General features: G+C 55.4%; 27 protein-coding genes. 17 read left to right on the top strand and 10 right to left on the bottom strand.

Annotated features, from left to right (window positions below; genetic code table 11):
- Positions 1-109 precede the first annotated feature (109 nt).
- From E2583_RS15020 to E2583_RS15095, 16 genes are all read left to right on the top strand, one after another.
- Positions 110-418 carry a helix-turn-helix transcriptional regulator gene (locus E2583_RS15020; RefSeq protein ID WP_280006959.1) on the top strand — a complete coding sequence of 103 codons (309 nt, stop codon included), beginning with the start codon at positions 110-112 and terminating at the stop codon, positions 416-418.
- Positions 415-2595 (top strand): Mu transposase C-terminal domain-containing protein, encoded by a 2181-nt coding sequence (locus E2583_RS15025; RefSeq protein ID WP_280006958.1) that lies wholly within the window; start codon positions 415-417, stop codon positions 2593-2595. The genes E2583_RS15020 and E2583_RS15025 overlap by 4 nt, the downstream gene beginning before the upstream one ends.
- Before the next feature lie 65 nt (positions 2596-2660).
- Positions 2661-3401 carry an AAA family ATPase gene (locus E2583_RS15030; protein WP_280006957.1) on the top strand — a complete coding sequence of 247 codons (741 nt, stop codon included), beginning with the start codon at positions 2661-2663 and terminating at the stop codon, positions 3399-3401.
- A gap of 23 nt (positions 3402-3424) precedes the next feature.
- Entirely contained in the window at positions 3425-4021 is a 597-nt protein-coding gene (locus E2583_RS15035) for a hypothetical protein (RefSeq protein ID WP_291596996.1), read from the top strand.
- Positions 4018-4479: a hypothetical protein gene (locus E2583_RS15040; RefSeq protein ID WP_280006954.1), complete on the top strand. Its 462-nt coding sequence runs from the start codon at positions 4018-4020 to the stop codon at positions 4477-4479. Before E2583_RS15035 ends, E2583_RS15040 begins: the two co-directional genes overlap by 4 nt.
- The gene (locus E2583_RS15045; protein ID WP_280006952.1) at positions 4463-4708 is read left to right on the top strand and encodes a hypothetical protein; all 246 of its coding nucleotides are present in this window, start codon (positions 4463-4465) and stop codon (positions 4706-4708) included. Before E2583_RS15040 ends, E2583_RS15045 begins: the two co-directional genes overlap by 17 nt.
- Positions 4701-4889 (top strand): hypothetical protein, encoded by a 189-nt coding sequence (locus E2583_RS15050; RefSeq protein ID WP_280006951.1) that lies wholly within the window; start codon positions 4701-4703, stop codon positions 4887-4889. The genes E2583_RS15045 and E2583_RS15050 overlap by 8 nt, the downstream gene beginning before the upstream one ends.
- A complete protein-coding gene (locus E2583_RS15055) occupies positions 4886-5155 on the top strand; it encodes a hypothetical protein (RefSeq protein ID WP_280006949.1) in 270 nt (89 codons plus the stop codon). The genes E2583_RS15050 and E2583_RS15055 overlap by 4 nt, the downstream gene beginning before the upstream one ends.
- Before the next feature lie 9 nt (positions 5156-5164).
- Positions 5165-5575 carry a hypothetical protein gene (locus E2583_RS15060; protein ID WP_280006948.1) on the top strand — a complete coding sequence of 137 codons (411 nt, stop codon included), beginning with the start codon at positions 5165-5167 and terminating at the stop codon, positions 5573-5575.
- 65 nt (positions 5576-5640) lie between these two features.
- Complete coding sequence (locus E2583_RS15065; protein WP_280006946.1) at positions 5641-6228, top strand: DUF3164 family protein; 588 nt, start codon at positions 5641-5643, stop codon at positions 6226-6228.
- Positions 6225-6452: a hypothetical protein gene (locus E2583_RS15070; RefSeq protein WP_280006945.1), complete on the top strand. Its 228-nt coding sequence runs from the start codon at positions 6225-6227 to the stop codon at positions 6450-6452. Before E2583_RS15065 ends, E2583_RS15070 begins: the two co-directional genes overlap by 4 nt.
- A 10-nt stretch (positions 6453-6462) precedes the next feature.
- Complete coding sequence (locus tag E2583_RS15075; protein ID WP_280006943.1) at positions 6463-6717, top strand: hypothetical protein; 255 nt, start codon at positions 6463-6465, stop codon at positions 6715-6717.
- On the top strand, positions 6714-7415 hold the full coding sequence (locus E2583_RS15080; protein ID WP_280006942.1) for a DUF2786 domain-containing protein: 702 nt from the start codon (positions 6714-6716) through the stop codon (positions 7413-7415). The genes E2583_RS15075 and E2583_RS15080 overlap by 4 nt, the downstream gene beginning before the upstream one ends.
- Positions 7412-7684 (top strand): hypothetical protein, encoded by a 273-nt coding sequence (locus E2583_RS15085; RefSeq protein ID WP_280006940.1) that lies wholly within the window; start codon positions 7412-7414, stop codon positions 7682-7684. Before E2583_RS15080 ends, E2583_RS15085 begins: the two co-directional genes overlap by 4 nt.
- Before the next feature lie 468 nt (positions 7685-8152).
- On the top strand, positions 8153-8620 hold the full coding sequence (locus E2583_RS15090; protein WP_280006938.1) for a regulatory protein GemA: 468 nt from the start codon (positions 8153-8155) through the stop codon (positions 8618-8620).
- 23 nt (positions 8621-8643) lie between these two features.
- Positions 8644-9060 (top strand): Mor transcription activator family protein, encoded by a 417-nt coding sequence (locus E2583_RS15095; protein WP_280006937.1) that lies wholly within the window; start codon positions 8644-8646, stop codon positions 9058-9060.
- A gap of 579 nt (positions 9061-9639) precedes the next feature.
- Here E2583_RS15095 and slmA read toward each other — a convergent pair.
- The 4 genes from slmA to argB form a co-directional block, all read right to left on the bottom strand.
- Positions 9640-10335 carry a nucleoid occlusion factor SlmA gene (gene slmA, locus E2583_RS15100; protein ID WP_291596997.1) on the bottom strand — a complete coding sequence of 232 codons (696 nt, stop codon included), beginning with the start codon at positions 10333-10335 and terminating at the stop codon, positions 9640-9642.
- Between the two features lie 175 nt (positions 10336-10510).
- A complete protein-coding gene (locus E2583_RS15105; protein ID WP_291596998.1) occupies positions 10511-12010 on the bottom strand; it encodes a sensor histidine kinase in 1500 nt (499 codons plus the stop codon).
- Between the two features lie 129 nt (positions 12011-12139).
- Positions 12140-12859: a response regulator transcription factor gene (locus E2583_RS15110; protein WP_003051054.1), complete on the bottom strand. Its 720-nt coding sequence runs from the start codon at positions 12857-12859 to the stop codon at positions 12140-12142.
- Between the two features lie 157 nt (positions 12860-13016).
- The gene (gene argB / locus E2583_RS15115; RefSeq protein WP_291596999.1) at positions 13017-13916 is read right to left on the bottom strand and encodes an acetylglutamate kinase; all 900 of its coding nucleotides are present in this window, start codon (positions 13914-13916) and stop codon (positions 13017-13019) included.
- 150 nt (positions 13917-14066) lie between these two features.
- Between argB and E2583_RS15120 the strand changes: the two genes are divergently transcribed.
- The gene (locus tag E2583_RS15120) at positions 14067-15176 is read left to right on the top strand and encodes a glycosyltransferase (RefSeq protein ID WP_291597000.1); all 1110 of its coding nucleotides are present in this window, start codon (positions 14067-14069) and stop codon (positions 15174-15176) included.
- Between the two features lie 6 nt (positions 15177-15182).
- Here E2583_RS15120 and E2583_RS15125 read toward each other — a convergent pair whose 3' ends face one another.
- From E2583_RS15125 to glyQ, 6 genes are all read right to left on the bottom strand, one after another.
- Positions 15183-16241 (bottom strand): DUF1972 domain-containing protein, encoded by a 1059-nt coding sequence (locus E2583_RS15125; protein ID WP_291597001.1) that lies wholly within the window; start codon positions 16239-16241, stop codon positions 15183-15185.
- 13 nt (positions 16242-16254) lie between these two features.
- A complete protein-coding gene (locus tag E2583_RS15130) occupies positions 16255-17214 on the bottom strand; it encodes a glycosyltransferase (protein WP_291597002.1) in 960 nt (319 codons plus the stop codon).
- Positions 17211-18275, bottom strand: coding sequence for a hypothetical protein (locus E2583_RS15135; protein ID WP_291597003.1), 1065 nt, complete (start codon positions 18273-18275; stop codon positions 17211-17213). The genes E2583_RS15130 and E2583_RS15135 overlap by 4 nt, the downstream gene beginning before the upstream one ends.
- A gap of 13 nt (positions 18276-18288) precedes the next feature.
- Positions 18289-19557: a flippase gene (locus E2583_RS15140; RefSeq protein ID WP_291597004.1), complete on the bottom strand. Its 1269-nt coding sequence runs from the start codon at positions 19555-19557 to the stop codon at positions 18289-18291.
- Between the two features lie 142 nt (positions 19558-19699).
- Positions 19700-21814 carry a glycine--tRNA ligase subunit beta gene (glyS, locus tag E2583_RS15145; RefSeq protein WP_291597006.1) on the bottom strand — a complete coding sequence of 705 codons (2115 nt, stop codon included), beginning with the start codon at positions 21812-21814 and terminating at the stop codon, positions 19700-19702.
- Between the two features lie 87 nt (positions 21815-21901).
- Positions 21902-22840: a glycine--tRNA ligase subunit alpha gene (gene glyQ, locus E2583_RS15150; protein WP_003068041.1), complete on the bottom strand. Its 939-nt coding sequence runs from the start codon at positions 22838-22840 to the stop codon at positions 21902-21904.
- Positions 22841-23123 lie beyond the last annotated feature (283 nt).

A 23123-nucleotide genomic window follows, 5' to 3' on the forward strand; every position in this document is an offset into this window, starting at 1 on the left:
GTATAGCGAGAAAAACCCCTTTTTGCAACACTTTTCTAAATACAGGAAACACACCTCAATGTAGATAAAGTTGTTGCGTACACATTTTTATGTGTCTATGATCATGCTCATGGACACACAAAAATGTAAGACAACAGCTGATTGGCACCCTGCCGATGTGAAGGCTGCACTCGAAAAGAGAGGTGTAAGCCTTCGCCAACTCGCTCACGCACATGGCTACTCACACTTTCAGCGTGTCTTGACCACCCATTGGTGGGCTGCCGAACAGATCGTGGCGGCTGCACTGGAACTACAGCCCGCAGAGATTTGGCCTACCCGCTATGCGGTGCCACGTACCCGAGCGCAGTCACGCACGGTGAAGATCGAAGTGACTCGCAAGGGCAACATCCGCAAACTCAGCCAGGAGCGTCGCCCATGACTTGGCTCACTGCCCGAGAAATCGCGGGCCTGCCTTGCTTCGTCATGACTGAACGTGCAGTGCGTGACAAGCTCGCCCGCTTGAACGTCCCTTCTCGCCCACGCCTTGGGCGCACAGGTGGCGGCGGTCTGGAATATGACTGCAGCGCCCTGCCGGAAGAGACCCGCGCAGCGATCTCAGCAGAAGCAATTCACGCTGCAGGTTCCAAAGCCCTAGCCGTTGTCGACACCCCTGCAGTGCGCAGCTTTCTGCCAGTCGCCGCGCCTGTAGCCCCTGCCGCCCACATCCCCAGCCAGGCAGAAAAGGACCTCGCAGATGCTCGCATTCGTCTGGTTCACCTGGTGCAGGATCTGATACCGATGCATGGCCTGCGCGGTGCTTGCACCTTGCTGGCGGCTCGCATCGTCACCGGAGAAGCAGGCGAAGAGATCCGCAAGGTTGCCCGTCAGGCCAACCAACGCGCACGCGGCAATGAAGTCAGCGCCCGCTCATTGGAGCGCTGGTTTGGCATGCACCGCGACGGCGGCTGGACTGCATTGCTGCCCACTGCGCCTCAACCCAAAGCACCGGAGGTCGCTGATGACGTGGCTGCTGTGCTGGGTCTATTTCATAGCCGGGACCACCGCTTTCGCAAGCTCAGCGGCGCAGCCAAAGAAGTCACCCGCATGCTGGGCCGCGACTTTGACGAGTGGCGCAGCCTCTATCACCGCGCCCGCCGCGTTCTTGACAAGCTCGGCCAGTCTGCAGAAGCCAGTGTGGCCCTGATCAAGTCCCGCCATACCGGCGCGCAGCGCGATGCCAAGCTGCCATTCATGCGCCGCGATGCCAGCGCGATGGATTTTGGCGATGTGTTCGTGATTGATGGCCACACCTTTAAAGCCAAGGTTCGCCATCCCGATCATGGAGCGCCATTTGCCCCTGAGCTGACCGTAGTGCTGGATGTGTCCACTCGTCTGATCGTGGGATGGTCCGTCAATCTTTCAGAGAACGTGATTGCAGTGGGCGATGCCCTACGCCACGCAGTGGGTCAATACGGCATCCCTGCAATCCTCTACGGCGACAACGGTGCTGGCGAGACCGCGAAAACGATGGATTGCCCAATTGATGGCATCTGCGCCCGCCTTGGCATTGACCACCGCCTGGGCCTGCCTGGCAAGCCCCAGGGCCACGGGATTATTGAGCGCAGCTGGCAGACCCATGCCATCAATGCTGCGCGCAGGTTTGGCAGCTACCAGGGTGGCGATGTGGACGCGGGCACCTTCCGCAAGGTCGCTGCATCGCTTGCAAAGGAACAGCGCGCCATCAAGCGCTCGGAGCAGACCGGCGAAATCATTCAACTGACCCCGAAGGCACCGACCTGGAAGCAGTTTGTGGATGGCATCGAAGTGATGGTCCACGAATACAACACACAGCACCGTCATCGGGGCTTACCAAAGCGTTCTGACGGTAAGCACATGACGCCAATGGAAGTGTTCGAAGCTCGTGTTGATCCGTCCACGCTGGTCATGCTCAACGCCATGGAGCTGCGCACGCTGTTCATGCCTGGCGTGATTCGCACCGCCAAGCGCGGCCAAGTGCAGTTCTTCAATCAGCTCTATCAAGCCCCTGATCTGATGCGCCGCGATATCGATGGCCGCGAGGTCAGCGTGCGCTACGACATTCACAACCCGAACTATGTGCTGATTTACACGCTGGGCGGTGAGTTCGTCTGCGAGGCCCAGTGGGATGCCAACCGCATCGACTACTTCCCCAAGCCGGTCATTCAGATGGCTCGCGAAAAGCGCGTGGCCCAGGCCGTCAAGCGCCGCGAGCTGCAGATCGACACCGCACTGCGCGAGCTGGGTCCAACTGTGGACACCACACCCCTTTCCCTGCCGGAGCCAAGCACCCCATTCGTGACGGTGCCCTCCTTCGTGGAGACACCTGTCTCCGCCATCAACTCTCCCTCCACGGAAGTGGCTGCGCAAGCAGCTGCAGGCAGGCCTTTCTTTGACACCCCAAGCGACCGCTACGAGTGGCTGATGCGTAACCAGGAGGAATGGACGGAGGCCGACAGCAAATGGCTGCGCACTTACACGGCTTCAGACAGCTATGCCGATCTGCGCGACTACTACGAGGGACGGGGTCTGGGGTGGAAGAACGAGGGGGAAGCCCTCGGTTTTAAGAGTGCTCTGTGACGGGTGCCACCGCCACAGAGCGTGCCAGAGATTTTTTTAAGAAATACGAGCAGGAGAACTGTACTGTGAAACGAGGCTTTGTCAAAACTGAAAACTTCAAGCGCTTGTCCGAAGCCCAGAAGCTGGTTGAAAAGCGTGGTGCCCGCGAGGCTGGCCTGGTGCTGATCCAAGGCCACTACGGCATTGGCAAATCTGAACTGACTGAGCGCTGGGCCGCTGATAGTGGTTGGGTCTTTGTGCGTGCCCAGAGCACCTGGACCAAACGCGCCATGCTGGATGTGCTCGCTGAAAAGATGGGGCTGGCCAAGACTGGTCGTAATCAGGAGGTGCAGGCTCGCATCATCGGCAAGCTGGCCGTCGAGATGGTCCCCATGATCATTGATGAGGCCGACTTCCTGGTGGGCTCCACTGCCAGCCTGCTTGAAGTCATCCGTGACATCACCGACCTGACCGGAACCATGTGCTTTCTGGTTGGTATGGAGCACTTCCCCATGAAGGTGGCGCGCTTCGGCCACATCGCCAGCCGGGTGGCCAAGGTGGTCGAGCTGCAGCCCATCTCCCTGGAGGACGTCAAGGCCACGGTCGCGGCCAAGGCTGAAGTTCGGATTGCAGACGATGTGCTGCCCGAGATGCTGCGCCAGGCAGAAGGCCGCATGCGTCTGCTGCTCAATGCCATCGCCAATATCGAAGCCTGGGCGGATGCGAACGGCTGGGACGAGGTCACCTTGGACCTCATCAAAGGCCGCCCCCTGTGCCCTGAGTTCACAGGCAAGCCTTTGGGTCGCAACCGTGGAGCCACGAAATGAAGCCCGCAGGTTGGTTCATCCCCGTGGCCATGATTGGTCTTGCACGTCAAATGGGTCGCAAGCCACAGCCATTCACATCGTCCGATCTGTTCGGCTGGTTGCCTGAGCTGGGCTCTTCCAAGACCGCCCGCCTGGCCTGCACCATGCTCAAACAGCGCGGCGTTTTGACACAGGCTCCGCATGCTGTTCCTGATGGATACCGCCGTCCTACCAATCCGCAGACTTGGCAGCTCACAGAGAACGGATTGGAAATTTGCCGAGCTACACAGCAAGCAGCTGCACGCAAAGCCAACGCTGAGACCTTGGTTGCGCACAACCGCCGCCAGCCTAAAGGCCACACGCTGCGCTACCGCCTTTGGTCGCTGTTTCGGATTCGCACAGCCCTGACCTCTGCCGATGCGGTCTCCGTCCTAGCCGATGCAGGCGAAGACACGACCACGCTGCAGACCCGCATCAGCCGCCATCTGCGTGAATGGAACGCCGCGTATCCCGATGCGGTGCAGATCAGTGCCAAGCGCATCGACGGCCACTTGCGCTACGTTTTGTGCGTGGATCTCGGCCCAACGCCTCCTGCCATCGGCTCTGCTCAAGCAGCTGCCAAGACGGAGGGCAAGGCATGAACTTGGCATATCAGTCAGAGCCTTGGTTTGCCATGCTGAGCAACCGCGTTCAGCAGCCAGGGGCAGTGCGTGCCCAGGTCGCCAGACAGCTCGGCATCAGCGCTGCTGCATTGAGTCAGGTACTCAATGGCAGCGGCTGCTATGGAGATGGCACGGCAAAGACAGACCGCATCGCTGACAAGGTGGTCCACACCTTTGGCCGCTACTCCTGCCCGCACCTCACAGCGGAGTCCGGTGGTGATGACCAGGTCATCACCGCTGAGCAATGCCGATCCTATGCACACCGCGAGGCTCCGACATCCAGCCCACGCGAGATGCAGCACTGGCAGGCCTGCCGTCAATGCAAGCACCGAGATGCCAGCGCACCGCCTGTTGCCCGCCCTTTAAAGACCCGAGGCAGTCGCAAGGTCATCCCCATCAGCACAGCTCAGGAGGGCAGCAATGCATCACCTCTGTAAAGACGGCCAGCTGCCGCTGGTGATCAACCTGGCACTGCCTATGTCCGAAGCCGACTACCAACGCCCACCTCTGGGCTGGATCAAGCGCCGCGCCAAACGCCTGATGCGGGCCTACCAGGTCGACCGTCGCTACGCCATCGCTTGCGCCGCCGACGACTACTCCGATTTCACCCTCATGCACCGCGAGCGTCTCTCTCAACTACTTAAAGGAGAACACCTTCATGCCTAAGTCTTCAAAGACTCAAAAGCCCCAGCTGCCCAGCTGGACCATTGAACACGCAGGCAATGCGCCCATGAGCCGCCGCGAGAAGGTTGCCGTGGTGCTGTTCTTCTTCGTGATGCTCATGGCCCTGAGCTTCCTGATTGCCTCCATCACTGGATATGTCGAGATGCGTGGGGTGTTCGCATGAACATGCCTAGCGACGAGATCTTCATTCAGGTTCAAGAGCTGTCCAACAAGTTGCTGCAGGTGCTTGGCAATGCCGAAACCGGAATTGCCCTCAACGCCTTGATGACCGCCTACCTCAACGCCGCCAAGCAACGTGGCTGCCTGGATCAGGTTGCGAGGGCCTGCAATGCCATGGCGAGCGCTGCAGACATGCTGCAGGCCGAGATCAGGAACCAATCCGCGCAAATGCCCGAAGCGGATGCGCTGCCCCCTTCATATCTGCACTAGGAGCCTGCAATGCGCCATCAATCCACCTTGATCGCGGAGTCCAAAGCCATTGTCGATTACCTGCGCAAATTCGGCCCTACCAACCGTACCGAGCTGAATTCTGCAATGAAGGGACAGACGGCCAATGAGATCACCAAGCGTCTCAACAACCTGAGCATCGCTGGATGGGTTCGCTTCTCGCCCAATTTCCGTACCTGGGAGATCAGCCCCTCCGCCCATGACATGTTCCCTGGCACCCGCGCATCGCACAAGAAGGCTGCGCAGCAACACCCAGCGATCAAGCAAGCCGAGCCAGTTGAGCTGGTTCCACCCCGCACCTTCAATTTCCACGGCACCAACTATGTGCCGCCCGCATTCACCCCTGCTCGCCAGGGTGCACTGGACTTCGGCCAGATCCCCAGTCGTGGCCAGCGCTGCTGATCCACGCAACCTTTAACCACCACAAAAACGGAATGACCATGTCTGAAAAAACTCCTGATGGATATATGAAAAACGCCCTTGGCCATCTGGTGCCCCGCGCCAATGTGCGCGAGCAAGACCTGATGCGTGATGAGGTCGCACGCAACTTGGCAACCCAAGCTTCGGCGCTGAATCAAGCGTTGTCTGAGTTCAAGAAGAAGGCCCTGGGCGATATGGCCGACCTGATCAAGATTGCTGGCGAGCGCTATGAAGTGACCTTGGGCGGCAAGAAGGGCAATGTGTCCATCAGCAGCTATGACGGCAAGTACAAGGTGCAGCGTTCGGTAGCCGACCGCATTCAGTTCACGGAGGAGATCGAAGCGGCCAAAGCCTTGATCAACCAGTGCATTGCGCGTTGGAGCGAGGGAGCCAACGACAACATCCGCGCCATCGTAGACCGCGCCTTCAGCAAGGACACGAAGGGCCAGATCAAGACCTCGGCTGTGCTTGACTTGATGCGCCTGGAGATTGACGACGCCGAATGGAAGCGCGCCATGGAAGCCATCCGCGACAGCATCCAGACCACCGGCACCGCAATCTATGTGCGTGTGTACGAGCGTATTGGTGACTCGGACCAGTACAAGGCCATTCCATTGGACCTGGCGGCTGTATGAGCACGACCCGCACCGCAACCACCACTGACGTCGCGCACTCGGTCTGCACTTGCGATGGTGCAGAAGGCCTGCCCATTGTCCAGACGGCCAAGATCGTGGACTTCACCTTGCGCACGGTCATTGGGCTGAACTGCCTGGGCGGCAATGTTCTGAATATCGACTTGGGGAATGGTCATGTCTTGAGCTGCAGCGTCAAGCAGGCCATCGGCCCCACGGACGTTTAAAGGAGTGGTCATGCCAATTGCCCCCACACAACGCCGCCCCGCGCAACTGCAGGTCAACACCGCAGGAGCCTGGAAAACCGTCGTCACGTTTGATGCCAGCGATGACGTTGATGCAACCAAGGTGCAAGAAGCCGTAGCGGCTCTCCACCAGGTGGACCAGAAGCCCAACTGGCGCATCACGACCGCCGCCAGCTATCCCGTGCCTCTTCGCCATCTTGGTCGAAACACCTACGGTCTCTGGATCGACACCAAGGAGCCCCAATGACACGCGACGAAGCGCTCAAGAAAATCAAGAAATGCTTGGCCATGAGCCGTAGCGCCAATGAGGCCGAGGCAGCGACTGCTCTGCGCCAGGCACAAAAGCTCATGGAACAGTTCAAGCTGGAGGAAACCGATATCTCGCTGCTGGATGTGGGTGAGGCCAAAGCCCGCGCCAGCAGCTCGGCTGCCAATGCCTGGGAGCTACGCCTGGTCCGTCTTGTGGCCAGCGCTTTTGGCTGCGAGCAGTTCGCCATCGTCAGCGAAGACTTCAACTCTGCAGGCAACTTCATCCGTAAGCGTGAGTGGGTGTTCGTTGGTATCAGCCATGCGCACACGATTGCCGCCTATGCCTGCGAAGTGTTGGTGCGCCAATGTGCACGCCAGCGCCAAGCTCACATTGCCAAGCAGCCCCGCAACTGCAAGCAGGCCACCAAGACTGTGCGCGGTGATCAGTTCGCGGCGGGCTGGGTTGCTGGCGTGGAAGAGAAAGTGCGAGCTTTCGCCCAACCTGCGACAGACAAGCAACTGCTGCTCACCTACATCCAGCGTGAATACGGTGAGATGACTCAGGGCAAGGTTCGAAACACGCTGGTAGGCCGCAAGTTGAACGCCGGTCACTTCACAGCTGGCTTTATGGCTGGGCGCGATGCCCAGCTCCAGCACGGCATTGGCGGCATACCCGCGCAGGGGTTGCTGACATGAGCCGCGCCCCCGCCAAAGCCGTGCAGATGGCCTGCCTAACCATCGGCCATTACGACTATCTGCTGCCCTCTGCAAAAGCGATGAAGGTAGCCGAGCTGATGCAAGACGCTTTCGAGTGCCGCGAGCACTATGACGGTGGCACCTCCTCTGTTTACGAGGTGAAAGCCGATCAGCCAAATGTGGAATTCAAGCTGGTTCGCCCCAACCAAGTCCGCATGCCTCATGGCGAGACCGCTGCCATTCCGTCAAAACCGAGGCAACTGCGATGAAAACCATTCGTCACCACGTTGGGACCATCGTGATCGTCCTCTGGCTGCTGGGCCTGGTCGGGATCATCGATTTCCGGCTATGCGTTGGTCTGGCAGGCACTTGCTCTGCCTCGGCTACGACACCTGCAGCCGCTGCGCTCGTGACCGCACTTCCTTCAGCGCAGGTAACGCACTGATGCCTTACTACCGCACATCTTTCGGCATGGTCCACATGCGTGGCTCCAAGCTACCCGATCCCTGCGGTGCCCGCGTCCTCATCGCTGGCCACGAGCAGATCTGCATGGTGGCCAGCGACTATCTCTGCGACGGCCAAGCACCTACTGGTCAGAGCAAGACCTGCGATACGCCTCTATGTAAGGCCCACGCCCGTCAGATTGGCCGCAATCAGCACCTCTGCCCCTCCTGCTTCCTCCAGCACCGCGATGCAGACCCGCAGCGCAGCCTGTTCACCTCACTTGTTTAAATGCCATGACTCAATACGGTCCGCGCCGCTTTACAGCTCATTCCAGCCCCACCCAAGAGGCCGCCCTGCGCCGTCGCGAGCTGGGTCATATCCACCAGGGCCGCTCCGCTCTCGGCTGGAGCGAGGATGACTACCGCTTCCATCTTCAGAACCTGACAGGCAAATCCAGCTCCGCTGACCTCGACGCTGCAGGCCGTGGCAAGGTGCTGGCCCACATGTCCACCTTGGGCTTTAAACCGAAAGCCACCTTTAAACCCTTTGGTCAACCCGAGAAGATCAAGTGGCTCTGGAAAAAGCTCGACCAGGCAGGAGGCCTGCGAGATAGCGGCGATGCCGCACTGCTCGCTTTCGTGGCCCGGACAACCGGCACCAGCTTCTCTGATCTGAAATTCCTCCCTACCGCCATGGCATCCAAGGTCATCGAAGCCCTGAAGTCCATGCTGGACCGCGCCAAAGCAACCCTGCGCCAATAGCCTCAACACCGGAGTTCCTTTACATGACCCACGCCATCCCAGTTCCCATTGACCTGCTGCCACCTTTGCTGCAGGACTTTGAGCGCCTGGTCGGTTTAAAGGCCACCATGGCCCTGGTCAGGGTCTATGGCGGTCTGCGGGTCTACTTTCCCACGGTGGACCGCGCTCAAGCCGACCACCCCTATGCGGCCCTAATCGGCCTGGACAATCTTTTAAAGCTCAGCCAGGAGTACGGCGGCTTGCAGCACTTCCAGCTGCCCAAGGCCGAGCGCGCCCTGCTGGCGGTGCGCAACGCACGCATCGCGGCGGACTATGCCTCAGACAAGACAGCCCGTGAGATCGCTGCAGAACATGGTCTTACCGAAGGTCAGGTGGTCAGAATCGTGGCCAGTCTAGGGGTGACAGCCCCACCAGAACGAAGGCAGCGAGCGTTGTTTTAAAGCCTCGCCATCACACTTTTAAAGACGCCCACCCTCCTGCAGGTTGGGCGTCTTTCTTTGCGATGCGCCTTTAAATGCTCAATCTCTCACTACCAACCTCCTACGAGGTCGGAAGTTATGAAGATTGAAGCCAATCCAAGTATCTCTTTGATTTGTATAAGTATTCTGAGGTTGGAAGCGGAACAGCTTCCGACCTCAAGACTTCCGACCTTGGAACAGAGGCAGATTCCTGGCTACGCGGCCAAACATGCCCCCTAAGCGCCTGATACACAAGGGAAACCTGAAATCCCACGCGCAGCCCTATTCAGCGCGCTAACGGCCCATTCTGGCCGTTCTGTGCCCCTGGTCGGCCCATTCGGTGCCAAAGCGGCCAAGATGCCCCACAGGCCTCAAATCGCCCGCAAACCCGCACCAACATTAGCGACCCCAAAATTTCCCAGGCCCCACCCCTGTGCCAAAGCGGTCACTCCCCCACTCTTTGCAGCTGCGGCTGCTCGCGGACCGTCTCAGATGCTGCAGCCGCAAAAAACGCCGCCAGTCCGGAGACTGCGGCGTTTGTGCAGGGGCCCGAGCGGCGCCTCAGACCACGACCATCATGGCCAGACTGGCATCGAGATGCTCGGTCGGCAGGCGGCGGAAACCCGAGCGGGCATAACGCTGCAGACGGCCCAGCGCAAACGAAGTCAGCACACTGGCGGCCACCGATGCCTCGGCTGTCGGCGCCGCAGACCCCATGGCGCCGGCCGCCGGACGCAGGCATTGACGCAAGGTGGACTCGATGCGGTCGAAAAACTGGTTCATGCGGGTCTGCAGACGCTCGTGCTCGAACACAATGGCGTCACCGACCATCACGCGCACCATGCCGGGATTCTTTTCGCCAAACTGCAGCAGCAATGCCACTACGCGGTTGGCATTGCGCACGCCCGTGATCGGATCATGCGCAGCCTCGGGCACATCGCGGCCCACGATCTGCTGCACCAGCGTGAAGACGGACTGCTCGATGAATTCGATCAGGCCTTCAAACATCTGGGCCTTGCTGGCGAAATGACGGTACAGGGCCGCTTCGCTCACGCTCAGGTGGGCAGCCAGGGCCGCCGTCGTGATGCGATCGGCACCGGGCTTTTCCAGCATGGAGGCCAGTGCCTGCAGGATTTGCTCGCGTCGTTCTCCGGGCTTGGGGCGCTTGCGCGCAGGAGCCATGGCGGGGGCGGAAGGACTGTCCTCCGCAGAACTTTCAATATTGGAAACAGGCGACAGGACTTCAGACTCAGACATAGGCGACTCAGTATTTATTAGCAATTTTCTCACAGCCAGTTGCACTGTTAAGCACACGACTATCCTTACCGGCAGGCGTCAGGTGCGTCAAACCAACCTTAATAAACAGCAGGCTTGCGGTCTCCACCCCAACTTTCACCCCCGCTCTCACCAACACGCAAGCGTAACCGAGAAATTAACCTTTGAGAGCTTCAGATACCCCATGACCGCCTTCTGAAACTGATTGAACCGGAATTTCAAGTCTTACTAATAAGCCTTTACCGAAACTTCCGTCTGCAAAACTCAGTACGCCTTGATGCAATTGCGTTATTTCGTCGGCAATTGCCAGGCCCAATCCGGTTCCCTCTTCGACCACGCCCTGGGCCCGATAGAAACGCTGGGTAATCTGGCTGCGCTCCTGCTCGGGCACGCCAGGACCGTCGTCGTCCACTTCGACAAAAGCCCATTGCTGCACACCCGCCATCTGCAGCAAGGTGGCATCGTCCGTGCCCACGGGCCTCGGGCGCAGACCACATCGCAAGGTGACGCTGCCGCCTCGGGGTGTATATTTAATGGCGTTTTCCACCAGGTTGGAAACCAGTTCGCGCAACAGCCAGCTGTGGCCCCAGACCGATGCCGGCGCGACCTCCAGTCCAAAGTCAAGCTCCTTGACCGAGGCGCGGTCGAGAAAGGTTTCGAGCATGCTCTCGCAGAGTTCCTTGAGATCGACCTCCTGCAGCGGCTGCACCTCGGCATTGCGCGCATCGGCACGCGACAGGGCCAGCAACTGACGGGCCAGCTGGGAAGTGCGCCGCGTGGCATCACGCAACTGCTCGATCTGCTCCACCGTGAGCACGACCTGCGCCGGCTCCCCCGTGCGCTTGGCCAGCCGCCGGGCTTCCTGCCCGCTCAAGGCCCAGGCCTCCACCTGGGTCTGCAGGGCCGCCAGCGGCGTGCGCAGTTGGTGGGCTGCATCGGCGACGAAACGGCGCTGGCCTTCGGCCTGTGCGTTGACCAGGGAGAACAGCCGATTGAGCGAGCGCACCAATGGCCGCACCTCGGCCGGCGAAGTCTGTTCGTCAATCGGGCTCAGATCACGGGGCGAGCGGCGCTCCACCGCCTGGGTCAGCTTGTGCAGCGGCTTGAAGGCCCGACTCACCGACCAGTAAATGGCCACGGCCGCGCCCGCAATCAGCAGCAGATTGGGCAGCAGCACATGCATCAGCAGCTGACGCACCCATTGCTGGCGCACGTCGCTGCTGTCGGCCAGCATGACAACCATCTCTCCGGCCCCGTAGGTTTCGGCCTTGAGCACGGCCACACGATAGGTCACTCCATCATGCTCCTGGCTGTGGAATTCCGCCGTGCCGGTCGCCGGCACATCGAAGTTGATCCAGGTATCGCCCGCCACCACGTTGCCTTGCAAGTCGCCCACGGCATAGCCCGCTTCATCGCCCTGATTGCGTAAAAAGTCCTCCACGCTGGGCGTCAGCGACACCAGCGGCGGCGTGCCGTCCGCAATCGAGGGCGCAAGCACCGAGTCGGCCAGGGCCGGCAGCAGACGCAGCAAACGCTGGTCATGCTGGGTGGACGCCTCGTCCGCCGCGCTGTAGCTGAACCAGCCGCCCATGGCCGCTAGCAGCATCAGCGGCACCAAGAGCAGAACCAGCAGCCGAAAGCGCAGATTGGCGGTCATTAATGCTTATTGAATGAAACTTCGAATATTCAGTTTTTACAGCTGCAAGCGCTTCATAAATAACCGGTTCAGCTATATAAATAACCAGATGCCATATCAATCAGTCGCAAGCAGCTATCAAAACGAGAATCAAACGGATTCGGGCATCAGCTCCAGCCGATAACCGAAGCCGCGAATGGAACGCAGGGCCACGCCATGCGGCTCAAGTTTGCTGCGCAAGCGCGACACATAAACTTCCACGGCATTCGGCGTGATTTCGCGGTCCCAGCCGGTCAGGGCCTGCAGCAGCTTTTCCTTGCTGGCGGGCTTGGGAGCATTGAGCAACAGATACTCCAGCACCGTCCATTCGCGCGGCCCCAGATCGATGGGGAGCAAGCGGCCTTCGGTTTCGCCCTCCTGCGGCAGCTGACGCGCGCCGGCACGGCGGCCCGCCGTATCCAGCTCGATGCAACCGAAGTTCAGCACCGCCGACGTCGCCGCCTGGGAGCGGCGCATCAGCGCACGCAGGCGCGCCAGCAGCTCGGGCAGCTCGAAAGGCTTGACCATGTAGTCGTCCGCCCCCCAGTCCAGGCCCTGCACCCGGTCCTGCAGCGCATCGCGCGCCGTGAGGATCAGCACCGGCATGGCCTTGCTCTCCACGTCGCTGCTGCGCAGGCGGCGCGTCAGCTCCAGGCCGTTGATCCCCGGCAGGCCGATATCGATCACCGCCACGTCAAACGCTTCCTGGGCCAGCACCTCCAGCGCGCGCTCGGCACTGCCCACCCAGTCCACGGCATAACCGGCATCGGAAAGACCCAGCTTGATACCGCTGGCCACCATCACATCATCTTCCACCAGAAGCAAACGCATAAAGTCCTACCTCGCTCAAAAACAAAAGCCGCCCAAAGGCGGCTTGCGGCAGAGTCCCGGGCACAGCTCCGCCCGGGAAAGCCCTGAGGCGATGTTAACGCCTTCTGTGAAATGTGACCCGGCACGCATGACCACATGTCAGGGCCAGACAGGCTCGTCAATGACTGCGGATCATCGTGCCATAGGCCTGGTCGGTCAGTATTTCCAGCAGCATGGAGTGCGGCACACGTCCATCGATGATGTGCACCGCATTCACGCCGGCCTTGGCAGCATCCAGAGCGCCGGAAATCTTGGGCAGCATGCCGCCGGAAATCGTCCCGTCCGCAAACAGGCCATCGATCTCGCGCGCCGTCAGATCCGTCAGCAGATTGCCGGCCTTGTCGAGCACACCCGGAGTGTTGGTTAAAAGCACCAGCTTTTCAGCTTGCAACACTGTTGCGAGTTTGCTTGCAACCACGTCGGCGTTGATGTTGTAACTTTCGTTCTCCTCACCAAAACCGATAGGGCTGATCACCGGAATGAACGCATCGTCCTGCAGCGCCTTCACCACGCTGGGGTCGATGGCAACGATATCCCCGACCTGACCCACATCGTGCTCGATGCTCGGATCCTTGTTGTCCAGCATCTTGAGCTTCTTGGCACGGATCAAGCCGCCATCGCGTCCCGTCAGACCCACGGCCTTGCCCCCCGCCTGATGGATCAGACCCACGATGTCCTGCTGCACCTCACCAGCCAGCACCCACTCCACCACCTCCATGGTTTCCTCATCCGTGACACGCATGCCCTGAATGAATTCACCCTTCTTGCCAAGTCGGCCCAGCGCCGCCTCGATCTGAGGTCCACCACCATGAACCACCACCGGGTTGATGCCCACCAGCTTCAGCAACACCACGTCTTCCGCAAAGTCGGCCTGCAAGGCAGGATCGGTCATGGCGTTACCGCCATACTTGATGACCATGGTCTTGCCATGGAACTTGCGGATATAGGGCAGCGCTTGCGCGAGGATTTCAGCTTTGTCGCGGGGAGCGATCTGGGTGGTGGGTTCAATAGTGGTCATAGATCAAAGCTCTGTCCCGTGGGACAATGTTCAAGTCAGATGGGCTGCATTGTGCCGCAAATGCTCTTGGAGACGAGCAAGATGCCAACTTCCCCGAGTCAGCTACCTTCTCGATATAAAACTTAAAACGATTCCACATCTACTCCCTCCATGAATTCGATAATTTTCTCTGTTCAAGAGTTATTCAGGTATGACGCGTTTCTTGCAGGTCTGGCCTCGTTTATTACCTGCGTGTTGCTGGTTACCACCAAGAAATGGCATGGCAGCTTTTCCATGGACTCCAGCAATGGGGTACAAAAAGTTCATACCACCCCAACGCCAAGAATTGGCGGCATCGGTATAGCAATCGGCGTCTTTGCCGGCTTTGCCGCCTCGAGTCATGGCGCAGCTGCAGCGGAAAAGAGAATGATTCTTAGCGCCATTCTCATGGCCGGGCTCCCCGCCTTCATTTTTGGCCTTTTGGAAGATCTGACCAAAAAAGTATCGGTAAAAATCCGTCTGCTTGCCACCATGGCCTCTGGGGTCCTGGGCTGGGGTATTACTGGCACATCGCTCACTCACGTCGATATCCCCGGCCTTGACTTCTTGCTGGGATTTACCATCATCTCCGTCATCTTCACGGCCGTGGCTGTTGGCGGTGTTGCCAACTCCATCAATATCATCGATGGATTGAATGGGCTGACTGCAGGCACTGCAATGATTATTCTCGCGGCCTTCGGCATCATCGCAAGGCTGGTAGGAGATATCCCCCTCGCATTTACCTGCTTGATCATTGCAGGTGCCGTCGCAGGCTTCTTCTTTGTCAACTGGCCCAAGGGAAAGATATTTCTAGGAGACGGAGGGGCTTACTTTCTGGGCTTCACACTGGCATGGATTGCCGTGCTGCTCCCCGAGCGAAATCACTCTGTATCTCCGTGGACCAGTCTACTCATCTGCTCCTACCCCATCATCGAAGTAGGCTTTAGCATCTTGCGGAGATCTCTCCGAGAAGGATACAGCCCGACTGAACCGGACTTCTTCCACTTGCATTCGCTTGCCAACAAACGCTGGGCGCGAAAAATATTCGCCAATTTCTCGAAGCCTATGCAAAACGGACTTACGTCACCTTTTCTCTGGATTTACGCAGCCATACCTTGCTTGCTAGCTATCTTCACCTACCAAAGCAAGATACTAACTGCGGCCTCCTTCATCTTCAGCTTTATTTGCTACCTTATGTTTTACAGCAAGCTCGCATTTTTCCGCTGGATGCCAAGGCGTTAAACACCATCAAACCAGCGCCAAATATTTTCTTACGATCTCATTCCTAGAATATCTTTTACGCAAAGCATCTCGGGAAGACACATTTCCTCTTTGCATAGAAATGATATTTACCAAATCTTCAGAGTTCTTAAAATATTCAAGCTCATTATCCGTTGTAAACCTATTGAAATTCACATCAAAACATAAAATTCGGCAATCGTAAAAAAGCATTTCCACCAGCGATGGATTGGTCCCGCCCACACTGTGACCATGTAAATAGATTTCACAGGACTGACGCAGTTCCGCCAACTTCATTGCATCATAGATAGGGTCTAACAGCCTGATTTTAGGCTGCCCTCTATATTTTTCACGAAGATTCCTTGCATAGGGGCTGTGATTCCAGTTCCCAACCACGGTATATAAATCCAGCCTTGAATTCAAGGCCCCTTCGATGAGTATATCGAGATTATTCTCGGGCTCGATTCGGCAAATTGTCAGTGCATGGCCTTTTTGCATCTGAACACCAGATATCTTCTTTACATAATCTCCTGGATAGGCGATCAATGAAGATTTAGAGACATATGGCTTCAATATGTAAGGACGCAGACCTTCATTATCGTAAATGATCTTATGAGCAAATATCTGCGACATTCCATCCAGCAAGCGGAGAATTAATCTTTTAAACTTTCCGAACTTACTGCGACGCCATTCAACACCATCAATATTGACAATGATTTTCTTACCAGAAAGATCGCACATCAAACGAAAAATCGGAAACCACAAGCCGCCCGACACCCCAAGAAAGAAGATATGAGAAGATCGACTAAAAACCTTCAAGAAAGCTAGGGCATCATGCAAGATTGAAGCACCACCATTTGCCCTAACAGGAATAAAAACCCTTTTCACCCCCTGAAAATCACCGTCTTCATTCTCATACACAGAGGCATCACAGGTAACTACCACTTCAGCAGCCTTCTTGGCAATTTCAGGCCCACAATGTTCAAGGAACGCCTCAAATCCACCGTACCTATTAGGAACCCCAACAGATCCAACAAATGCAAGCCTTATAACTTTTTCTGAGTTCATAATTAATCACTTCTTATGAAAAAAATATCTGTCCAAGGATAAAAAAAGCTAGCATCTTTCTTTCGAATGTCGGCCCTCTAAAAAAAGCCAAAAGAGCCAAAAACGGATAAATTAGAAATTTCCTATAATCTTTCTCAAAAATATAAATCAAAATCTTATCAAGAAATATGGCACCCGAAACGTCATACTTTTTTCTGAGATCATAAGAAAATTCAGCCGTCTGAAGCACTATTGCTCTCGCTAAATCGTTAGCTCTACACAGTGATTCTTTAAGGCTTCTTTTTTTTGTCGTTCCAAGAATATTATTGGCATGCTGCCTGTAGAGAGAAAGTGGGGTTTCCAAGTAAAAATCCACTTCCCCAAATCTTTTCAACCATAGCATCAAAGCCCAATCATGCATTATGTATCCAGCATGATTCATTTCTTGACTAACCATTTTTAATGCAGCCCCAGAAACTAGCAACGTATGACCAATTACAGGATTACATAATAAAAGACGGTCAATCGAAAGATCTCGTGGAATAGAATATGGATTTCCCGTATAAAAATTCTCCTTTATTATGCCAAGATCAGAATCCACAACCTTAACACCATGGAAAATAGCAAGATTTCTATTTTTTGATATTTTTCTTTCAAAAATATCTTGCATTGCACGTATTTTTCCCGGCAACCATACATCGTCCTGATCCGCAAAAAAAATACAATCTTCGTCCTCAACAACTTTACTTAACTCAGAAAATGCCCTAAAAAAAGAGCGAGATGCTCCTGGAGCGTCTCTGTATCTATAAAATTTAAAATTCTCCAAGCCATATCGCTCAAATAAACTTATTATTATTTCCGGAGTTCCATCACTAGACGAAAAATCAAATACATGATAGTAATCTATTTTAGAGTCCTGCTGAATAACTGATTCAACCTGATCTTCAATAAACGATGCTCCATTGTGACAGCAAATCAATAGATGCTTTTTCATCTTTTATCATCCAAATATTGAAACATTAGAACCGCCGTCATATACCAAGATGGAAGAAATAACCAAGGATTGTTAAGTCCTATAGCAAAATAAACCAGCGACCTCAAGAAAGAAACTCTCCACGTTTTGCTAACAGACTTAATCAATAAAAATATGCCAGCCACATAAAAAAACATCCCAGAAATGCCGATTTGCCGAAAGAGCATAGGTAACTGCATTTCGATTTGATAAGGTTGCTCAAGGCTATCCCCAATTCCCTGAATGACATAACCCCAACCAGAACCCAATATTACTGAAGAGTCATCATTCAATATCGAATACAGTTGATTCAACTTAAAAGACAAGCTTAGTCCAATATCAGGCCTTATATAAAACAAAGAAGAATAAATAATAATGCACACCACAAAGAAAAGGAACGCTAGAATAAATTTCATCCAAATTTTTGATTCTATTATCTTCCCCAATCCATAATTTAATATATAAAGGCCAATCACAAAAATACTTTTCGCAAGGAAAATAGCATAAAATAAAACGACAAAAAATACTATATATTTAATGAACCTATTTCTTACAAACCCCAACGAAAATACGGCAATAAGACTCGACGACTCGTAAAATATTCTAGCTACGACTCCGTCATCCCCAATAATTCTATTAAGCCCCCTGTATTCAGAAATGTCAAAGGAGAAAATATAAATTAATATAGCCAAGCATGAATTAAAAAAAGTAAAGAAAGATACCACCTTTACAAGATTTTCTTTATAACTGAAGACTGATTTATTAATTATCGGTATCGAGAGAAGAAATAAAGAATATCCAGCAAGATGAATCAATGCATAAGGGTTTGACTCTTGGAGTATATAAGTAAGCCCTGCAAAAATTAACAATGATATAATAATCAGTACATCTTTAGCATAATTTCTATATACCCCATTAAAATAAAAAAAATACCCAGGCAATATTAATGCTTTTTGTGAAAAAATCAATAATAAGGGCCAAAAATTAAACAACGATGGAAATACATTAAATATCCATCTCGATTTTTTAATAGATTCTCTCATTGAATATATGTTTTCATTTCAAAATCTTTTTAGCGAAAATACTTAAGAGAATAAAATCAAAAACAACACGCATAGTCCAAGCAGCAGCGGCACCAACAATGGCGGCTTTGTGAATCATTAGGATCAATAGCGGAACATACAACACAAGTTCAAGCAAGTGAATCTTCGCAATTCCTTTTGCGCTGCCATTAGCTTGGATCAGGGAAAAGGGCACCATTGCCACACCATTGAAGAAGACTCCTGCTAATAAAATCCAACTGACTAGAGTAGATTTTTCTGCGAACTCCTCACCAACCCATATCTTCAAACCAAAATTAGCGCAAAAAGCGCCTATGAGACAAACAACGCCAAGAGTCAATGCGGTAAGGTTGAAACTGCTGATATATATATTTTTTGCCTCCATCTTATTATTCTGCAATGTCGCTGTAAACCTAGGAAAAAGCGTGGTACTCAATGCGGTCGGCAGAATAAGTATTCGGGTTATGATCTCAAATGGCACTGTATAAAAGGCCACCATAGAGCCACCCAAAACATTGGATATAAAAAATCGATCAAAATTTACCATGATGGGACTAATAGTATTAGAGACAGTCATCCACGCCCCAAAAGACAGCATGTCTCTAATCGTCTGAAGGCTGAGCTTCTGCATCCTCCAACCAACTTCGACAGTCCTCCTCACCTGCAAGAAATAGAAAAAAGCCACTAATAATCTAGACAGCACCAAAATAAGGGCCATGGTGCTAACATTAGTGCCAAAGAAAATGACACTCAATGCCGGTGTGACAAAATTCGCAACTCCTAGAAATATTTTCAGAATACTGGCGCTTCTGAAATCCTCATAAGCCTCCAGCACACCACGAAATCCATTAGAAACGGTGGTCAGAATAATGCCAAAAGTGGTCCATAAAAACGACCAAAAAGCATCGGTCTGTAAAGGGGTGGATATGTTTAGCCAAAGATAAGCCAGCGGGTAAGCGAAACAAGCTAATAAGCTACCGCCCAAAATCCCAGTCAACAGAGTAAAAATGACACCATTAAATGTGATCTCTGGGATTTTCTGTTCTTCGCCCTTTGCCAGTGCAGAAGAAATTCTTTGTGTGAGCGCACGACCGAGCCCAAAATCAAAGAGACTAAAATAGCCAATCAGAACCCACACTATAGTTAGAATACCGAATCTTTCAACTCCGATTTTACTAATTACGTAAGGGATACTGAAAGCTGCGAATATCAGTGGAACACCGGCTCCAACTAAATTCCAGATGGTATTCTTTTTTATGGACATTCAAATATCCAAATATTAATATTCTTAATTTAATAAGAAGCAACTGTTCCTAGCAGTGAAGATCAAAAAATAGACCACAACCAATGCTATAGGTTACTTAATATTAAAAATATGCCTGCCACATACATGGCAGGCCGCATGTTCAAACAGCCAGCTTCGCCAAATCCGCCACCCGATTCATGGCTTCATGCAGCGTCGCCAACAACCCCAGTCGATTGGCCCTGAGAGCCGGATCTTCGGCATTCACCATGACCTGTTCGAAGAACGCATCGACCGAGGCACGCAATGCTGCCAGGGTTTGCAGGCTGGCGGTGTAATCACCTGCTGCAAACTGTTGCTGGGCTTTGGGCGCCACCTGCTGCAGCACGGCATACAGTTCCTTTTCAGCCTGTTCCACCAGCAGCGCTTCGTTCACCTGGGGCTGAACGTCGGTTTCCGCCTTCTTCAGGATATTGCCCACACGCTTGTTGGCTGCGGCCAGGGCCGGAGCTTCGGGCAGCGCCGCAAAGGCACGCACGGCCTCCAGGCGTTTTTGCACGTCGGACAGGCGCTGGGGCTGCAGGGCCAGCACGGCCTCCACTTCCTGGGCGCTGTAACCTTGTTCGCGGAACATATTGGCCAGGCGGTCGTAGATGAATTCGACCAGCTGGGGCGTGGCGTCCTGGATCTTGTCGCCAAAGGCCGGCAGCGTGCTGACCAGCAGGGTTTCCAGATCCAGCTCCAGATCCTTTTCGACCAGCATGCGGATCACGCCCAGCGCGTGGCGGCGCAGGGCGAAGGGGTCGCGGTCGCCGGTGGGCAGGTTGCCGATGCCGAACATGCCGACCAGGGTTTCGAGCTTGTCGGCCAGCGCCACGATGACGCCCACATCGCCGCGCGGCAGTTCGTCACCGGCAAAGCGGGGCTTGTAGTGGTCTTCGATGGCGTCGGCCACGGCCACATCCAGGCCGTCGTTCAGGGCGTAGTAGCGGCCCATGATGCCCTGCAACTCGGGGAATTCGCCCACCATGTCGGTGACCAGATCGGTCTTGGCCAGCATGGCCGCCTGATCTGCCAGGCGGGCCAGCTCGGAGTTGCCCAGCTGCTGGGCGATGCTCTTGGCGATGGCCCGTACGCGCGCGATGCGCTCGCCCTGGGTGCCCAGCTTGTTGTGATAGACCACCTTGTCCATTTGCTCGACGCGGCTGGCCAGGGTCTTCTTGCGGTCCTGGTCGAAGAAGAACTTGGCGTCGGCCAGACGGGGGCGCACGACACGCTCGTTGCCGCCAACCACGGCCGACGCGTCCTGGGGCTGGATGTTGCTGACGATCAGGAACTGATGCGTCAGCTTGCCGTTGGCATCCAGCAGCGGGAAGTACTTCTGATTGGCCTTCATGGTCAGAATGAGGCATTCCTGGGGCACGGCCAGGAATTCCTTTTCAAATTCGCAGACCAGCACATTGGGGCGCTCGACCAGGGCCGTCACCTCGTCCAGCAGGGCCGGGTCGTCAATGGGACGCACGCCGCCGCCAATGCGTTCGGCAGCTGCCTGCAGCTGCCGGGTGATATCGGCACGGCGCTCGATGAAGCTGGCAATCACGGCACCCTCTTCACGCAGTTGCTCGGCGTAGCTATCGGCGTTCTGGATGACCACGGGGTCCACTGCGGCTTCAAAGCGGTGACCATGGGTGGCCGCACCGGCCGTCAATCCCAGGGCCTTCACGCCGATCAGCACCTGGGTGCCATGCATCACGACCAGGCCGTGGGCCGGACGCACAAAATGTACGCTGGTCCAGCCATCCTGCAGCTGGTAGCGCATGACCTTCGGAATGGGCAGCTTGGCCAGTGCTTCGTCCAGCGCCTTTTGCACGCCATCGGTCAGGAGTACGCCCTTGGCCGTGGATTCGTAGAACAGGGCTTCGGCCTTGCCTTCGCCGTGGCGCTTCAGAGCAGCCACGGCGGACTCGTCGGCCCCCAGGGCCGACAGCTTTTTCAGCAGTGCGGCCGTGGGTTTGCCCTCGGCATCCAGCGCCACGGAGACAGGCATCAGCTTTTGCGAGACAGCCTTGTCTTCGGCCTGGGGCAGCACTTCGGTGATGTGCACGGCCAGGCGGCGGGGCGACGCGTAGGCCGTCAGGCGCGACTCGGTCGATGCCAGCAGTCCCTGGGCCTTGAGCTGCTCGAAGATGACAGCGGCAAAAGCATCGCCGAGCTTTTGCAGCGCCTTGGGAGGCAGCTCTTCGACAAACAGTTCAACCAGTAGATTCGATGCGTTCATGATGATCTTGATAGCTGCCAGCGCTTGCTAGATCCAGGCTGGCCGCTGAAATTTTGGGATATGGGTCGGAATGAAGCCTGAAGTCGCTTATGCGGCTTTCTTGGCTGCCTGCTCTGCGGCCTTGGCCAGCTCGGCCAGCACCTCGTCGGCATGGGCCTTGGGCGCCATGGGGAAGCCCAGGCGCGCGCGGCTGTCCAGATAGCTCTTGCCCACGGCGCGGGCCAGGTTGCGGATACGACCGATATAGGCAGCGCGCTCGGTCACCGAGATGGCGCCACGGGCGTCCAGCAGGTTGAAAGTATGAGCGGCCTTGAGCACCTGCTCATAGGCGGGCAAGGCCAGCTGGGCGTCGATCAGCTGGTTGGCCGTGCCTTCGTGGGCTGCAAAAGCGCTGAACAGAAACTCGGCATTCGAGTGCTCGAAGTTGTAGGTGGACTGCTCGACTTCGTTCTGGTGGAACACATCGCCATAGGACAGGCCATCCGTGTAGACCAGGTCGTACACCGATTCCTTGCCCTGCAGATACATGGCCAGACGTTCCAGGCCGTAGGTGATTTCGCCGGTGGCGGGCTTGCAGTCGATGCCGGCGACCTGCTGGAAATAGGTGAACTGGGTCACTTCCATGCCGTTGAGCCAGACTTCCCAGCCCAGACCCCAGGCACCCAGCGTGGGGTTTTCCCAGTCGTCCTCGACAAAGCGGATGTCGTTCTTCTTCAGATCGAAGCCCAGGGCTTCGAGCGAGCCCAGGTACAGCTCGAGAATATTGTCGGGTGCGGGCTTGAGCACCACCTGGAACTGGTAGTAGTGCTGCAGGCGGTTGGGGTTCTCGCCATAGCGGCCGTCCTTGGGACGACGACTGGGCTGGACATAGGCCGCCTTCCAGGGCTCAGGGCCGATGGCGCGCAGAAAGGTCGCGGTGTGCGAGGTGCCGGCGCCGACTTCCATGTCATAGGGCTGGAGCAATGCACAGCCCTGTTCGGCCCAGTAGGACTGCAGTTTCAGAATGATTTGTTGGAAGGTCAGCATGACTTGTATACGTTCGCACGTCCGCAATCACTGGCGATTGCGGGCGGCATCTTCATTAAGAGGTGTTCTGGGCGGCATCGACCGCATAAGCGGTAGATTCTAAGTCTGTGCCAATGATCACGGGCGCAGTCTGTCTGCGCGGCCCCACAGCGGGCATTTTCACGAAGAGCCCAGAGCCGGTGATTTCAAAACCGTGAAAAAAACGCTAGCACTTACCACCTACGAGGGCTCAGATACAGCATCAATTGATCTTGAAGATCCTGTATAGCAAGCGTATGGCGCT

It is taken from the genome of Comamonas sp. (assembly GCF_009360615.1).
Lineage (GTDB): Bacteria > Pseudomonadota > Gammaproteobacteria > Burkholderiales > Burkholderiaceae_C > Comamonas.

Excerpts from the sequence above, each read along its gene's own strand:
- E2583_RS15020 (WP_280006959.1), top strand. The coding sequence starts at position 110 with ATGGACACACAAAAATGTAAGACAACAGCTGATTGGCACCCTGCCGAT.
- E2583_RS15025 (WP_280006958.1), top strand. The coding sequence starts at position 415 with ATGACTTGGCTCACTGCCCGAGAAATCGCGGGCCTGCCTTGCTTCGTC.
- E2583_RS15040 (WP_280006954.1), top strand. The coding sequence starts at position 4,018 with ATGAACTTGGCATATCAGTCAGAGCCTTGGTTTGCCATGCTGAGCAAC.
- E2583_RS15045 (WP_280006952.1), top strand. The coding sequence starts at position 4,463 with ATGCATCACCTCTGTAAAGACGGCCAGCTGCCGCTGGTGATCAACCTG.
- E2583_RS15050 (WP_280006951.1), top strand. The coding sequence starts at position 4,701 with ATGCCTAAGTCTTCAAAGACTCAAAAGCCCCAGCTGCCCAGCTGGACC.
- E2583_RS15055 (WP_280006949.1), top strand. The coding sequence starts at position 4,886 with ATGAACATGCCTAGCGACGAGATCTTCATTCAGGTTCAAGAGCTGTCC.
- E2583_RS15060 (WP_280006948.1), top strand. The coding sequence starts at position 5,165 with ATGCGCCATCAATCCACCTTGATCGCGGAGTCCAAAGCCATTGTCGAT.
- E2583_RS15065 (WP_280006946.1), top strand. The coding sequence starts at position 5,641 with ATGAAAAACGCCCTTGGCCATCTGGTGCCCCGCGCCAATGTGCGCGAG.
- E2583_RS15070 (WP_280006945.1), top strand. The coding sequence starts at position 6,225 with ATGAGCACGACCCGCACCGCAACCACCACTGACGTCGCGCACTCGGTC.
- E2583_RS15075 (WP_280006943.1), top strand. The coding sequence starts at position 6,463 with ATGCCAATTGCCCCCACACAACGCCGCCCCGCGCAACTGCAGGTCAAC.
- E2583_RS15080 (WP_280006942.1), top strand. The coding sequence starts at position 6,714 with ATGACACGCGACGAAGCGCTCAAGAAAATCAAGAAATGCTTGGCCATG.
- E2583_RS15085 (WP_280006940.1), top strand. The coding sequence starts at position 7,412 with ATGAGCCGCGCCCCCGCCAAAGCCGTGCAGATGGCCTGCCTAACCATC.
- E2583_RS15090 (WP_280006938.1), top strand. The coding sequence starts at position 8,153 with ATGACTCAATACGGTCCGCGCCGCTTTACAGCTCATTCCAGCCCCACC.
- E2583_RS15095 (WP_280006937.1), top strand. The coding sequence starts at position 8,644 with ATGACCCACGCCATCCCAGTTCCCATTGACCTGCTGCCACCTTTGCTG.
- slmA (WP_291596997.1), bottom strand. The coding sequence starts at position 10,335 with ATGTCTGAGTCTGAAGTCCTGTCGCCTGTTTCCAATATTGAAAGTTCT.
- E2583_RS15105 (WP_291596998.1), bottom strand. The coding sequence starts at position 12,010 with ATGACCGCCAATCTGCGCTTTCGGCTGCTGGTTCTGCTCTTGGTGCCG.
- E2583_RS15110 (WP_003051054.1), bottom strand. The coding sequence starts at position 12,859 with ATGCGTTTGCTTCTGGTGGAAGATGATGTGATGGTGGCCAGCGGTATC.
- argB (WP_291596999.1), bottom strand. The coding sequence starts at position 13,916 with ATGACCACTATTGAACCCACCACCCAGATCGCTCCCCGCGACAAAGCT.
- E2583_RS15120 (WP_291597000.1), top strand. The coding sequence starts at position 14,067 with ATGAATTCGATAATTTTCTCTGTTCAAGAGTTATTCAGGTATGACGCG.
- E2583_RS15125 (WP_291597001.1), bottom strand. The coding sequence starts at position 16,241 with ATGAACTCAGAAAAAGTTATAAGGCTTGCATTTGTTGGATCTGTTGGG.
- E2583_RS15130 (WP_291597002.1), bottom strand. The coding sequence starts at position 17,214 with ATGAAAAAGCATCTATTGATTTGCTGTCACAATGGAGCATCGTTTATT.
- E2583_RS15135 (WP_291597003.1), bottom strand. The coding sequence starts at position 18,275 with ATGAGAGAATCTATTAAAAAATCGAGATGGATATTTAATGTATTTCCA.
- E2583_RS15140 (WP_291597004.1), bottom strand. The coding sequence starts at position 19,557 with ATGTCCATAAAAAAGAATACCATCTGGAATTTAGTTGGAGCCGGTGTT.
- glyS (WP_291597006.1), bottom strand. The coding sequence starts at position 21,814 with ATGAACGCATCGAATCTACTGGTTGAACTGTTTGTCGAAGAGCTGCCT.
- glyQ (WP_003068041.1), bottom strand. The coding sequence starts at position 22,840 with ATGCTGACCTTCCAACAAATCATTCTGAAACTGCAGTCCTACTGGGCC.